The sequence below is a fragment of the Rothia nasimurium genome, from assembly GCF_035916755.1.
Taxonomy (GTDB): Bacteria; Actinomycetota; Actinomycetes; order Actinomycetales; family Micrococcaceae; genus Rothia.
Genome location: NZ_JAYWIX010000002.1, coordinates 336,476 through 349,160 on the forward strand (window position 1 = coordinate 336,476; position 12,685 = coordinate 349,160).

Annotated in this window: 10 protein-coding genes; 7 read left to right on the plus strand and 3 right to left on the minus strand. The window is 61.5% G+C overall.

The window, feature by feature from the left end:
* Positions 1-22: 22 nt before the first annotated feature.
* The 3 genes from VSX42_RS03345 to VSX42_RS03355 form a co-directional block, all read right to left on the minus strand.
* Positions 23-1,165 carry a glutamate--cysteine ligase gene (locus tag VSX42_RS03345; protein ID WP_326502943.1) on the minus strand — a complete coding sequence of 381 codons (1,143 nt, stop codon included), beginning with the start codon at positions 1,163-1,165 and terminating at the stop codon, positions 23-25.
* 109 nt (positions 1,166-1,274) lie between these two features.
* Positions 1,275-2,555: a class I SAM-dependent methyltransferase gene (locus tag VSX42_RS03350; protein ID WP_326502944.1), complete on the minus strand. Its 1,281-nt coding sequence runs from the start codon at positions 2,553-2,555 to the stop codon at positions 1,275-1,277.
* Positions 2,556-2,638: 83 nt separating this feature from the next.
* On the minus strand, positions 2,639-3,493 hold the full coding sequence (locus VSX42_RS03355) for an MFS transporter (RefSeq protein WP_326502945.1): 855 nt from the start codon (positions 3,491-3,493) through the stop codon (positions 2,639-2,641).
* Between the two features lie 265 nt (positions 3,494-3,758).
* On the opposite strand from VSX42_RS03355, the gene groES reads away from it, so the two are divergent.
* The 7 genes from groES (at position 3,759) to VSX42_RS03390 (ending at position 12,670) form a co-directional block, all read left to right on the plus strand.
* The gene (gene groES, locus VSX42_RS03360) at positions 3,759-4,046 is read left to right on the plus strand and encodes a co-chaperone GroES (protein WP_135013045.1); all 288 of its coding nucleotides are present in this window, start codon (positions 3,759-3,761) and stop codon (positions 4,044-4,046) included.
* Between the two features lie 55 nt (positions 4,047-4,101).
* The gene (groL, locus tag VSX42_RS03365) at positions 4,102-5,697 is read left to right on the plus strand and encodes a chaperonin GroEL (protein ID WP_326502946.1); all 1,596 of its coding nucleotides are present in this window, start codon (positions 4,102-4,104) and stop codon (positions 5,695-5,697) included.
* 216 nt (positions 5,698-5,913) lie between these two features.
* Entirely contained in the window at positions 5,914-8,079 is a 2,166-nt protein-coding gene (locus tag VSX42_RS03370) for an acyltransferase family protein (protein WP_326502947.1), read from the plus strand.
* 175 nt (positions 8,080-8,254) lie between these two features.
* The gene (gene guaB / locus VSX42_RS03375) at positions 8,255-9,772 is read left to right on the plus strand and encodes an IMP dehydrogenase (RefSeq protein WP_326502948.1); all 1,518 of its coding nucleotides are present in this window, start codon (positions 8,255-8,257) and stop codon (positions 9,770-9,772) included.
* Between the two features lie 111 nt (positions 9,773-9,883).
* Positions 9,884-11,011, plus strand: a complete 1,128-nt coding sequence (locus VSX42_RS03380; RefSeq protein WP_326502949.1) for a GuaB3 family IMP dehydrogenase-related protein — start codon at positions 9,884-9,886, stop codon at positions 11,009-11,011.
* Between the two features lie 88 nt (positions 11,012-11,099).
* Positions 11,100-12,047, plus strand: coding sequence for an SURF1 family cytochrome oxidase biogenesis protein (locus tag VSX42_RS03385; protein WP_326502950.1), 948 nt, complete (start codon positions 11,100-11,102; stop codon positions 12,045-12,047).
* A 71-nt stretch (positions 12,048-12,118) separates the two neighbouring features.
* Positions 12,119-12,670, plus strand: coding sequence for a DUF3817 domain-containing protein (locus tag VSX42_RS03390; protein WP_326502951.1), 552 nt, complete (start codon positions 12,119-12,121; stop codon positions 12,668-12,670).
* Positions 12,671-12,685: the final 15 nt, after the last annotated feature.

Consider the following 12,685-nt stretch of genomic DNA (forward strand, 5'->3'; position numbering starts at 1 on the left):
ACGGGCGGCTGGGGCTGAAGGCCTACAGCCCCTCGGTAGCTTGCACGGCCAGGTCGTCCACCACAGCCTGCAGGTTTCCGCCGTTTTCGGTGGCGACGCGACGCTGACGCTGGTAGCCCGCCCCGGTCAGACAGATTCGCTCCACATCGGCCAGTTCAGTAGAACAGCTCAGGTCAGAGGCAATGCCCTCCAACTTATTCAGAAGCCCTAGGGTGTCTTCGGTGACCAGGCGTTCGGTGTTCTGGTTATCGAGAATGACGATGGCCTCGGTGCCGTAGCGGGCGGCCCGCCACTTGTTTTCCTGCACGTGCCAGGGCTTGAGGGGCTCAATTCGTTTGCCAGCATCGAGCTGGCGGGAGAACCACTCCACCAGGCACTGGGTAAAGGCGGTTAGAGCCGTGATATCGCGAATAGAGGCCAGCCCGTCGTAGGCTCGCATTTCTACCGTGCCGTATTTGGGTACGGGGCGCACATCCCACCGGTTCTCGCTCGGGTCGTCAATGACGCCGGTGACCACCAGGTCGTTAAGGTAGTCCTCGTAGTCTTCCCAGCGTTCGAAAGTGAAGGGCAGGCCAGAGGTGGGCAGTTGCTGGAAAATCTGGGCCCGCTGGGAGGCAAAGCCGGTATCTTCCCCTTCCCAGAAGGGGGAGGAGGCTGATAAGGCCAGCAGATGGGGGTAAAAGTTGGTGAGCCCGTTGAGCACCGGCAGGGCCTTATCGCGAGAAGTAACCCCGGTGTGCACGTGCACCCCGTAGATGATTTGGCGGCGGCCCCAGAACTGGGAACGGTCGAGCACCCGCAGGTAGCGGTCGTTATCAACGACTTTTTGGTCCAGGGCCCGGGAGAAGGGGTGGGTGCCTGCGGAGAAGAAGGCTAGGCCCAGCTGGTCGGTGATGTCTTTCAGGACGCTGGTGGCTTGAGTGAGCTGGTCGGCGGCCTCCGCCGGGGTTCGGCAGATGCCGGTGACAAGCTCAACGGTGTTGTTCAAAAATTCGCCGGTGATGTGGGCCCGGTCCGGGGCCGCTTCAAGAACCTGCGGGTACTGTTCTTGCAGTAGTGCTAGTACTTCGTCTGCGCGGGATGCCAGTTCGCGGGTTTCGGGGTCGACGAGGGCGACCTCCCATTCCACACCAATCGTGGACTGGTCTGAGGGGTGAAAAATCATGCGCTGGCTCCAGGGTCTCGCTGCGGTGCTGGTTCTATCTTAGGGGCAGGGGCTAGCGCAGAAGAATCCGGCTCACTCTATGACGTGCTGGTGAGACAGACGTAATAAACTAGGCTGGCTCAGCCCAGATGGCCAGGCGCTGGGAGGCTGCCCCCTCGCCCAACCGGGTCAGAAGCAGGGTGGCTTCGCGGCCTGATACCCCCTTCTTCTTTTTCACCCCGGCAAGCAGAGTGGCCCGGAGCTTTTCAGGAACCACATCGACTCCCCGCTTTTTGATGGTCAGGGCAGTGATGCCCTCTTCCTTAACCCAGCGGCGGAGCTTCTTCTCGTTGAGGGGCAGGGTGCCCAGGACGCGGTAGGTCCGGCCCAGTGGGCTAGGGGCGGGGGAGTCTGATGTCAGGTAGGCGATATTCTCATCAAGCAGGGTAGCCCCTATCGCTCGGGCGAAGTCTGCGACCAGGTGGGATCGCACTACCGCACCGTCGGGCTCAATCAGGTAAACGCCCAGCTCAGTGACTTCAACCGGCTCTTCATCGGCTGACGCTACCAGCGGTGAACTGATCTCATCGAGCACCTGCCGGGTGGTGGCGTCCGCCCCCAGCACTGTAGCTGACCGGGCAATCCCGGGGCGGGCTAGGGCGTTGAACCAGAGCACCACCTCAACCACGGACCCGCCGTGGCTGACCCACTCGGCCTCCACCCCGCTTGGAATAGCTTCGTGGGGCAGACCCGGGCCTAGCTTGACCCCCATAGGAATGCCGGTTGCCGCCAGCTTCTGCAAGAAGGAAAAGGGCGGGGAAAATGCCTCGGGGTCAAAGATGCGGGAGGTGGTAGAACCGCCTTCAATCTCTCGGCGGGCTGGGTCGAGCCAGAGGGCGGCGACGCGCTCGCCGTTCACGGTGGTGAGCTGTTCGAGCTCAACCTGTTCTACATCGCCCACGAGCACATGGGCGGACGGGTAGGGGGAGAGGTTGTGGGCGGTGAGAGCCGCCGTAGCGGGGTCGAGCTCAACGGACGTCACCGCTAACCCTGCGCGGGCAAAGGCGAGGGAGTCTGCCCCCAGCCCGCATCCTAAATCTGCCACGGATTTCAGCCCGGCCTCGATGAAGCGGGCGGCATGATGGTCGGCAACGGCCGCACGAGTGGCCTGTTCGTAGCCCGCCTCGGTGAAGAGCATGCGCGAGGCTTCTTCCCCGAACTTGGTAGCCCCCAGCGTGCGAAGACGGGCCTGGGTCAGTAGAGCTGAGGAGTCCTCGGCGCTGATGCCCTGGGCCCGGAGCTTGCTAACAGCGTGGAGAGAATCAGCCGGGTTGTAGGGGACCAGCTGGTCAAGAACTGCTAGCTGGTCGGCTGAGAAAGAGTGGGCACCGGCGCGGGGAAAAAAGGTCATGTATCTAGTTTAAGGGTGAGGCGGGGGAGGCCCGTTGAAAGCAGATTGGCTGGGGCGTGGCGCTTCGTCCTGCCCTCAACCTCTTAGCTCTTAGCGTTTCTCCCCGTAGGCAGCTTTGTGATGGGTTGGGTCGCAAGTGCCCAGACAGCTCCGCCCAGGGCGCTAGCGCCGATGACGGTAAAGGCCGCCGGGAGTGAAGAAATCAGCATGATGCCTGAGACAGCCAGGGGCCCTGCGACGATGGCGACCTGGGAGAACATGGACCAGATGGAGAGGAATTTGGCACGCCCGACGTTGGGGGAGAGGTCGGCGCCGATGGTCATGTTGATGCCGGCACCGAAGCCGTTGCCGATGGCCATGAGGGCTAGGCCTGTGATGAAGCCGGCGCTGGTGGGTAGTAGAGGCACGAGGATGAAGCCGGCACCGAAAATGCTGAGGCAGAGGGCGAGGACGGCGGAGCGTCCTACCCGGTCTTTGAGGTAGCCGCCGGGGACCATGAGCACCATTTCGAGGGCTGAGCCCAGGGCGGTCATGGCTTTGCCGCGGTCGTCCGCTTCAACTGTTTCAGCCAGTACTGACTGCCGGGCTAGGCCCCAGGCTACGGTAGCCGGTACGCGGGCGATGTGGGCGAAAAAGTAGAGCCACAGAGCTCCCGCCAGGGGTAGGGCAAGAGAGAGCGCCGAGAGGGTAAAGGCGGCAGCGGCGCTGAGGGTTGCCAGTGTCATGGCGCGTTTATCGCCAACCCGGTCGATAGCTGCACCCACCGGAACGGTGCAGAAGAGAGCAAGGACGCCCGTGGCAGCTACCAGCAAGGAGGCAAGTTCGGGGGAGGCTCCGAGCCTGATAGCGGCAAGTATCTGGATGGGCACAACGGCCCCGAAGCCGGCTGCGAAGAGGAAGGATGGGACGAGTACCGGCCAGAAGATGAGTTTGAGCATGGTCGCCTATCTGCCGGGGAAAGTTGCTTCAACCTATATTGTAGGGCGCAACAACTTAAGCTGAGGCGGTGCGCTGTCTGCGAAACCGGCACCTTATCTTGCCCGTCGGGGATGAGGGGAATAAAGTTTTAGTTAGCACTTGACCGCTGACAGTGCTAAAACGGCAGTCGGTAGCACCGCGACGATACCGGCTTGAGCACGCTTGGCGCATCAAGGTCACCCCAGAAGTTTTACGCTGAGACCTCACTTGAAGGAGCACCTCACCATGGCTATCAAGCCCCTCGAAGACCGCATTGTTGTTCAGATCGTTGAAGCAGAGCAGACCACCGCATCTGGCCTGGTCATTCCTGACACCGCTAAGGAAAAGCCCCAGGAGGCTAAGGTTATCGCTGTTGGCCCCGGCCGTATCGACGACAAGGGCAACCGTATCCCCGTTGACGTAGCTGAAGGCGATGTTGTTATCTTCTCCAAGTACGGTGGCACCGAGGTTAAGTACGGTGGCGCTGAGTACCTGATTCTGTCAGCCCGCGACGTACTGGCTGTCGTTTCCTAAGTTTTCGCTGTTTCTACCGAATACAACACGAAACACGAGAAAGAAGTAAGGATTCATGGCAAAACAGCTTGAATTCAATGATGATGCGCGTAAGCACCTGCAGGCAGGCGTCGATAAGCTTGCTAACGCTGTCAAGGTGACCCTGGGCCCCCGCGGCCGTAACGTGGTGCTTGATAAGCAGTGGGGCGCACCCATCATTACCAACGACGGTGTATCTATTGCCCGCGAGATTGAACTGGAAAACCCCTACGAAAACCTGGGTGCCCAGCTCGCTAAGGAAGTAGCTACCAAGACTAACGATGTTGCTGGCGACGGCACCACCACCGCAACCGTCCTGGCTCAGGCCCTGGTTTCTGAGGGCCTGCGTAACGTCACCTCTGGCGCTGCCCCCGGTGAGGTCAAGCGCGGCATTGAGACCGCAACCAAGCTGGTGTCAGAGCGCCTGCTGGCTAACGCCCGCGAGGTCAAGGGCGAAGAAGTTGCCCACGTGGCAGCTATCTCAGCTCAGTCACCCCAGATCGGTGAGTTGCTCTCTGAGGCCTTCAGCAAGGTAGGCCAGGACGGCGTTATCACCATCGAAGATGGCTCTACCACCGAGGTTGAGCTCGAAGTGACCGAGGGTATGCAGTTCGATAAGGGCTACCTCTCGCCCTCCTTCGTCACCGACCCTGAGCGTGCTGAGGCTGTTCTTGAGAACACCGCAATTCTGCTCTACCAGGGCAAGATTTCAACCGTGGCTGAGATTATGCCCGTGCTTGAGAAGATTGTTCAGGCTAAGAAGCCCCTGACCATCATCGCTGAGGATGTGGACGGCGAAGCCCTCTCCACCCTGGTCGTCAACAAGCTGCGCGGCAACCTCGATGTCGTTGCGCTGAAGGCACCCGGTTTTGGTGACCGCCGTAAGGCAATCTTCCAGGACCTGGCTATCCTGACCGGCGGCACCGTCATTACCGGTGAACTGGGCATCTCCCTGGATGCCGTCACCCTGGACCAGCTCGGTTCAGCCCGCCGCGTGACCGTCACCAAGAACAACACCACCATCGTCGACGGTGGCGGCACCTCTGAGGCCGTTGCCGAGCGCGTTGACCAGCTCCGTGCCGAAATTGAGCGCGTGGATTCCGAATGGGACCGCGAAAAGCTCAAGGAACGCCTGGCCAAGCTGGCTGGCGGCGTGGGCGTCATCAAGGTGGGTGCTGCTACCGAGGTTGAGGCCAAGGAACGCAAGCACCGCATCGAGGATGCCGTCTCATCCACCCGAGCAGCACTCGAAGAGGGCATCGTTGCAGGTGGCGGTACCGCCCTGGTTCACGCTCTAGCAGCCCTGGACGGTGTTGAGCTCGAGTCCCGCGATGCCCAGGTGGGCGTAGACATTGTCCGCCGCGCCCTGGTCCAGCCCCTGCGCTGGATCGCGGAGAACGCCGGTGAGGACGGCTACGTGGTCACCTCCCGTGTGGCAGATATGCCCATCGGTCACGGCTTCAACGCCGCAACCGGTGAATACGAGGACCTCATCGCCCGCGGCGTCATCGACCCCGTCAAGGTCACCCGCTCAGCCCTGGAAAACGCAGCCTCCATTGCTGCCCTGGTGCTGACCACCGAGACCCTGGTTGTCGAAAAGCCCGAGGAGAAGGACGAGGACGAGGCCAAGTAAAGCCCCGCCCCAAGGCTCCTGCCCTCTAAGCCCTTTTCCGGGCACAGCACATCCCGCTCTTGCAGTGACTAACACCGTAAGGGCGGGATTTGCTTTTTAAAGCAAATTTCCAGTCACCGGGAGTAACATTTTTAACTTGGTGTCTTCCTGCCCGTTACCCCTTCAGTAACCGATCTTCTGGCACCAGATAACCGTCAGCAAAGGAGGTAGACCGCAGTGCCCCGCCCAGCAAGCGAGACCAAACCAGCCACCGGCACCATCGCAACCGTCACTCGTTCAGCAGAACGCGCCTGGCGCCCCGAGATTCAGGGGCTGCGTGCGCTCGCCCTCCTACTGGTTGCCGCCTACCATTTCTGGTTTGGTCGTGTATCGGGCGGAGTCGATGTCTTTCTGCTGATTTCGGCGTTTTTGTTGACCGGCTCTTTTGCTCGCAAGATTGAGCAGGGCAAGCTGGTAGGGCCCGGCACCTGGTTCGGCGTAAAGACTCTGGTGGCCTATTGGGTTCATGTCTTTAAACGCCTACTGCCCCTGGCTTCTATCACCGTTGTTCTGACCCTGCTGGGCACCTACTTCTTTATTCCGGCAGAGCGTTGGCTGTCGATTGCCGATGAGGCCAAGGCCGTGATTCTGTACCAGCACAACAACTGGTCGATCGAGAACTCGGTGGACTACTACGCAGCCGACACTTCCCTGGCCTCCCCCTTCCGTCATTTCTGGTCGCTATCGGTCCAGGGACAGATGTATGTACTGTGGCCGGTACTGATGGTTGCCCTCACCCTGGTGCTGGGGCAGCGTATGAGGGGTTCTGCCCGTTGGGCTTTGACCGGTGCTTTTGCTGCCCTCTTTGCGGTGTCCCTGTCCCATTCGATTGGGGTCACTGCTGCTAACCAGCAGGCGGCCTATTTTGAAACGGAAGCCCGCCTGTGGGAATTCGCGCTGGGTTCCTTGGTGGCTCTCTGGTTGCCTGTTATGAAAGTACCGCCACTGGTACGAGCTGTCATGGGCTGGGTAGGCATTGCAGCTATTATCAGCTGTGGTTTCATTCTGGACGTCAACGGCACCTTCCCCGGTTATGTGGCACTGTGGCCCACCCTGGCGGCCTCGCTCGTCATTGTTGCCGGAGATACCGGCACCCGGTTTGGGCCGGAAAAGCTGCTCACCGCCAAACCTCTGCTGGCCCTGGGAGGTTTCTCCTACGCCCTGTACCTGGTGCACTGGCCCATCCTCGTGTTCTACCTAGCACAGACCCGCCAGGAAAAGGCAGGGTTCTGGGCAGGGCTTGGCCTGCTTCTTCTCTCGGGTGTTATCGCTTGGGCTCTGACCCAGCTGGTCGAAAAGCCCCTGCGGGACTGGGCCCTACCTAACCGGTCCATGACAGCGGGGCTAGTGACCGGCGCACTATGCATGGGCCTTGCCCTTGCTCCCTCCTACGCCTGGCAGTCCTCCATCTACCGGCAGGCCGAGCAGGCTGAAGCTAACCGCACCCTCAATAACGTGGGGGCCGCCGTCCTGCAACCCGACTATGAATACACAGGGGAAGAAGACGCCCCCGTCATCCCCATCCGTGCCGTGCTCGATGCGGACTGGGCTGACCTCGGAGCTGCCTGCACCGACGTGACCCCCGAGCTGGCCGTCCCCGATTCTCTTGCCGGGGACTGCACTTACGTCGCCTACTCACCGCAACCCAGCCGAACTATCGTAGCTTGGGGCAACTCCCATATGCAGATGTGGATGACGGCCATGCGTCCGCTCGCCGAATTCCAGGGCTGGACGGTCATCGCCCTGACCCGTCCCGGCTGCTTCCTCGGTGAAACCGACAACACCGCCTACGCTAGCGGGTTTGAGTGCGATGCCTGGGCAACAGACAGCGCCGCCTTCATCCAGGAACTTACCCCTGATACCGTCCTGCTGCACGGCACCAAGTCAGAGCCCAACCTACCCGACACCCCGCTGCTCGATGCTGAAAGCCGTATCGCGGAACTTACCGGTGCCGGCATCCAGGCGCTGGGTCTGCGCGACACTCCGCGCATGGAAACCATGCACAAGGACTGCATGGACGCCTTCGGTACGGCGGACGACTGCATCATGAGCTCCGGTCAGGACGTCACTGCCAACCCCCTCAGCTCCCTCGAAGAAACCTACCCGGGGTTTGCCGCCCTTAACCTCTCTGACTTGATTTGCCCCGAGAACTCCTGCCCGGCGTCCATCGGTAATATCTACACCTACTTCGACTACGACCACATCACCGCAACCTACATCGAAACCCTGGGCCCCTACTTCGACCCGCGCGTGCTCGAAGCCCTGGGCAAAGCCGACGCTAGCTCGCAGGCACGTACCCAACTAGTACCTGCCGGGAGCGCCCCCTACGAGGCTGTGGAATAGAAACGGCAGGGGAGGGTTTTCACTCAGTACGAACAGGGATGAAACCCCGTGATGTGAGCAAGCGGCAGTTAGCTGCCTGGGCCCTACACTCGCACATCGGGGCTAACCCGACTAAGATTAAAAACAGTGTCGCTAAGCGCCCACCTGAACACCCTCGAAAGGTAGCGAACCCTTCATGACTACTCCCACTGCACTGAGCGAAGACCCCTTCGGCTTCACCGGCCTCACCTACGATGACGTGCTGCTTCTACCCGGCAACACCGATGTCATCCCGTCAGATGCAGACACCACCACCCGCCTGACCAAGCGCATCTCTATCGCCTCACCGATTATCTCGGCAGCGATGGACACCGTGACCGAGTCAGCCCTGGCTATTGCCATGGCTCGCCTGGGCGGTATGGGCGTGATTCACCGTAACCTTTCCATCGCTGACCAGGCCGACCACGTCGACCGCGTTAAGCGCAGCGAATCGGGCATGATTACCAACCCCGTGACCGTTGGACCCGATGCCACCATCGCCGAGCTCGATGCCCTGTGCGGCCACTACAAGGTTTCCGGTCTACCCGTTGTCGACGAGAACAACGTGCTGGTCGGTATCATCACCAACCGCGATACCCGCTACCTGCCCGAATCCACCTTCGAGACCACCCGCGTGCGCGACATCATGACCAAGATGCCGTTGATCACCGGTCACGAGGGCATGAGCAAGGACGAAGCTTTCGCCCTGCTGGCAGAAAATAAGATTGAGAAGCTGCCCCTGATCGATAAGGACGGCAAGCTGACCGGTCTGATTACCGTCAAGGACTTCACCAAGAGCGAGCAGTACCCCCGCGCCACCAAGGACGAGGACGGCCGCCTGCGCGTTGGTGCGGCTATCGGCTTCTTCGGCGACGGCTACGAGCGCGCCATGACCCTGGTCGAGGCAGGCGTTGACGCCCTCTTCGTTGATACCGCTAACGGCCACTCCCAGGGCGTGCTCGATATGATTGCCCGCCTGAAGAAGGATTCAGCCGCAGCCCACGTCGATGTTGTGGGTGGCCAGGCTGCTACCCGCGCTGGCGCCCAGGCTATCATCGACGCCGGTGCCGACGCGGTCAAGGTTGGCGTTGGCCCCGGTTCCATCTGCACCACCCGCATTATTGCCGGTGTTGGCGTGCCCCAGATTACCGCTATCAATGAGTCAGCTAAGGCTGCTATTCCCGCGGGCGTGCCCCTGATTGCGGACGGCGGTATGCAGCACTCCGGTGAAATCGGCAAGGCCCTGGTAGCGGGTGCAGACTCAGTGATGCTGGGCTCCCTGCTGGCAGGCACCGCTGAATCACCCGGCGACCTCATCTTCGTTAACGGTAAGCAGTTCAAGGCCTACCGCGGCATGGGCTCCCTGGGCGCTATGCAGTCCCGCGGCGGCAAGAAGTCCTTCTCTAAGGACCGCTACTTCCAGGCCGATGTATCCTCCGAAGAGAAGCTGATTCCTGAGGGCATCGAGGGCCAGGTACCCTACCGCGGCCCCCTGTCCTCCGTACTGCACCAGCTGGAAGGTGGCCTGCGTCAGACCATGTTCTACGTCGGTGCCCACACCATTGAAGAACTCAAGAACAAGGGCCAGTTCGTGCGCATTACCTCAGCAGGTCTGAAGGAATCACACCCTCACGACATCACCATGACCGTCGAGGCCCCCAACTACCGTCGCTAAACTGTAGCGGCCGGCCCCGGTTCTCTCATCCCTGCGGTGAGGGGCCGGGGCTTCCGAACGTTACCACGCTCGTTTGCACCAACCGGCCTACCACCGGTGAAAGGAAGATCCATGACCGACATCCAGATTGGTATGTCCAAGCGCGCCCGCCGCACCTACTCACTCGATGAAATCGCCCTGGTACCCACCCGCCGTACCCGCGATGCCCATGATGTGAACCTCAGCTGGCAGATTGACGCGTTCAAGTTCGACACCCCCATCATCGGTGCCCCCATGGACTCCGTCATGTCACCGGCTACCGCCATTGCCCTGGGCAAGCTCGGTGGGCTCGGCGTCCTCAACCTTGAGGGCCTGTGGACCCGCTACGAGGACCCCCAGCCCCTGCTCGACGAAATCAACGCCCTGCCCGCTGACGATGCCCCCGCTGCCACCCACCGCATGCAGGAAATCTACGCTGAGCCCATCAAGGCTGAGCTGATTACCGCCCGCCTGGCAGAGATTCGTGACTCGGGCGTCATTGTCGCCGGCTCCCTGACCCCCCAGAACACCCAGGAGTTCTACCAGACCGTGGTCAAGGCCGGCGTTGACCTCTTCGTCATTCGTGGTGCTGCGGTCTCTGCCCAGCACGTTTCATCCCGCCGCGAGCCCCTTGATCTCAAGAAATTCATCTACGAACTCGATGTCCCCGTGATGGTCGGTGGCGTGACCGGCTACACCCCTGCTATGCACCTGATGCGTACCGGTGCTGCCGGTGTGCTGGTAGGTTTCGGCGGCGGTGCTGCCCTGACCACCCGCCGCGGCCTGGGTATCCAGGCTGCCATGGCCACCGCGATTTCCGACGTTGCTGCTGCGCGTTCTGACTACCTGGACGAGTCCGGTGGCCGCTACGTGCACGTGATTGCGGACGGCTCCCTGGGCCGCTCCGGCGACATGGTCAAGGCGCTGGCGATGGGCGCGGACGCCGTCATGATCGGTGCGCCCCTGGCCCGCGCAGCCGAGGCCCCCGGCGCCGGCTGGTACTGGGGCAACGAGGCCCACTCAGCTGACTTCCCCCGCGGTATTCGCACCTACCAGGGCACCGTAGGCTCCCTGGAAGAGGTGCTCTACGGTCCCTCAGCCCACACTGACGGTAGCGCTAACCTGGTGGGCGCCCTTAAGCGAGCACTGGCAACCTGCGGCTACACCGACCTCAAATCCTTCCAGCGCATCGACGTCAACGTCACCCCCTATGTCAAGTAGGTGACGCCCCGGCCCCGTGCACCTAGCTTGCTAGGGGCGCGGGGCTGACCTGCTTTCGTCCGCCCACCTCACGCTGAAAAGAGCAAATGTGCTAAAAACCGCCCTGACCCCCCGCTGGCTCCTTGGCCTGCTCCTGGTGCTGGCGCTGGCTAGCGGTTTTGTCATGCTCAGCAAATGGCAAATTAACGCTTCCACGCTGGGGCAGGTCACGGCAGACCCGGCTAAGGACGTAGTGCGCCCCTATAGCCAGGTGCTCCAGCCCCATGACCCGCTGAGCATGACCGAGGCCGATACAGTTGTGGAAGCTACCGGCAGCTATGTGCAGGGCTCCACCTACCTGGTAGAAAACAAGCTCAAAGACGGGGCTGAAGGCTACTGGCTGGTCAGCCTCTTTGTACCCGATGACAGCCAGCAGGTCAGTACCAACTTGGGGGAGGGGCCCCGCGGTATTGTGGTGGCCCGTGCCTGGACCCCCACTGCGGAGATTCCCGCCGAGCCCACCGGCACCGTGACTATCGCCGGTCGGGTTGTGGGTAACGACGCCCCGCTCACCAGCAAGGACATCAGCGAAGAGAACCGCGGGAAGGAGCGGGTGCTTGCCGCCGCCAACTCCTCCTACCTGACCAACGTCTGGAACGCCGCCCTCTTCAACGGCATCTTGACCCTCGACTCCGAAAGCAGTGGGGCCACCCCGCTCACCGATCAGGGCACCATCGCTGAGACCGCCACCCTGCTCGATAGCAGCGGCGCCCTTCAGCCTATCGGCGCTGAGCAGGTCACCGACGAAACCGTCGACTGGCTCAACATCTTCTACGCCCTCGAGTGGCTGGTCTTTGCTGGCTTTGCCCTCTACCTCTGGTACCGCCTGCTCAAGGACTCGGTCGAAAAGACCACCGACCCCACCCTCTACTTCGAGTACGAGGGCGAATACTGGGTCGATGAGGCCACCGGCCGCCCCTACTACTGGGACCCGGCAGATCAGGCCTACTACTACTTTGATGATATTCCGGACGCCCCCGCCCCGCCCTCCCGCTAAAGGGCAAGGCGGCCGCAGGCGTCCGCCCACCACCAACAGACCACCCATACCAGCTAAGGGAGAAACCAGCTGTGAGCGAGAACCCCACCCCGCGCCCCGTCCACCGCACCGACGGTAAGAAAGTTGCCCTCGCTGCGGGAACTACCGAAACGAATGCCGCCGGCGGCTTTACCGTGCGCAAGAAGTTCGGCGGAACTGAATCCCAGATTCGCGGGGCCCTGACCTTCTACAAGTGGTGCGCCTGGATTTCAGGTACCTTCCTGTTGCTGCTGGTTGCCGAAATGATTAGCCGCTACATCTTCGGCTACGACCTGGTTGCCGGTGGCGTTGATGCCCAAACTGGTGAAACCGTGGCTCTGGGCTGGCTCAATCTTGAGACCGGGAACCTGCACGGCGGTGTCAACATCTCCACCTGGATTCTGATTGTTCACGGTTGGTTCTACGTCGTCTACCTCTTCTCCTGCTTCCGCCTCTGGCTGCTCATGCGCTGGGCCTTACCCCAGATGATTGTCATGGCCCTGGGTGGTGTGGTGCCCTTCCTGTCCTTCATCGTGGAGCGCCGCATCTACGCAGAAACCCTGGCCCTGCTCGAAGCCAACCCACAGGCCACCAAACGTTACTAGGCCTAGCGCTTCCCT